Origin of the sequence: Noviherbaspirillum album (genome assembly GCF_035916955.1) — a bacterium.
GTDB lineage: Bacteria > Pseudomonadota > Gammaproteobacteria > Burkholderiales > Burkholderiaceae_D > Noviherbaspirillum > Noviherbaspirillum album.
Window position 1 is genome coordinate 1 of the sequence record NZ_JAWIIV010000135.1, and the last position, 726, is coordinate 726.

Genomic DNA, 726 nt, shown 5'->3' on the forward strand with positions numbered 1-726 from the left:
AAAACGTTGACTTCTGTTGAGAACGCTTATGGGCACTGGAAAAAACACAGACATGAGTTTCATGAGTTACCAAATTCAAAACAATATGTCGATGCTGCATATAAATACGTGAATAATCCACCGGAGAATGCGCTAATGAAAATACGGAACAAAGACGTCTTATTCTATGACCAACGTACGAATACTTTCTTAGTAAAGGGAGAAAATGGAGCACCAAAAACCATGTTCAGACCTAAAGATGGAATTGAGTATTGGAATAGACAATGAATCAATTAAATCAAGAATTTTATCCATGCCCTTGTTGTGGCAATAAAACTATTGGTGCACTTGGCAGTTATGAAATTTGTGAGATATGCGGATGGGAAGATGATCCTGTGCAATCTTCCGATCCAACTTTTGAAGGCGGCGCGAACCAAGAAAACTTAATCACAGCACAGAAAATTTGGTTAGAAAAATCGCATATTCCAGAGAGTGGTCTTTCAAAAAACAAAATCAAATAGCCGATGCGCTTGAACAAGCGTTTTTATGCTAGCAGTCGAATGTTCTGGCAACGTCTAGCCTGAACCATCAATCAAGGAATTGCCTCGGATTCAAAACACTACATGAAGCCTTTATGAGGCAGTTACATGCCTATTAATAAGCCGTTCCACTTTCAGGATTGAATCCGCCTGCCTTTTCTGAAAAATCCCTTTGTAAAAAGTGAACAGGTATGGAAGTGATTTCGGT

Annotated in this window: 2 protein-coding genes; both read left to right on the plus strand. The window is 39.0% G+C overall.

Translation table 11 applies throughout. From position 1 onward, the window contains the following. Window positions 1-267: hypothetical protein (locus RY831_RS33070; protein ID WP_326510513.1), on the plus strand; the 267-nt coding region annotated here is incomplete at its 5' end. Continuing rightward, window positions 264-500, plus strand: a complete 237-nt coding sequence (locus RY831_RS33075) for a CPCC family cysteine-rich protein (RefSeq protein ID WP_326510514.1) — start codon at window positions 264-266, stop codon at window positions 498-500. The genes RY831_RS33070 and RY831_RS33075, both read left to right, overlap by 4 nt. Window positions 501-726 lie beyond the last annotated feature (226 nt).

Excerpts from the sequence above, each read along its gene's own strand:
- RY831_RS33075 (WP_326510514.1), top strand. The coding sequence starts at position 264 with ATGAATCAATTAAATCAAGAATTTTATCCATGCCCTTGTTGTGGCAAT.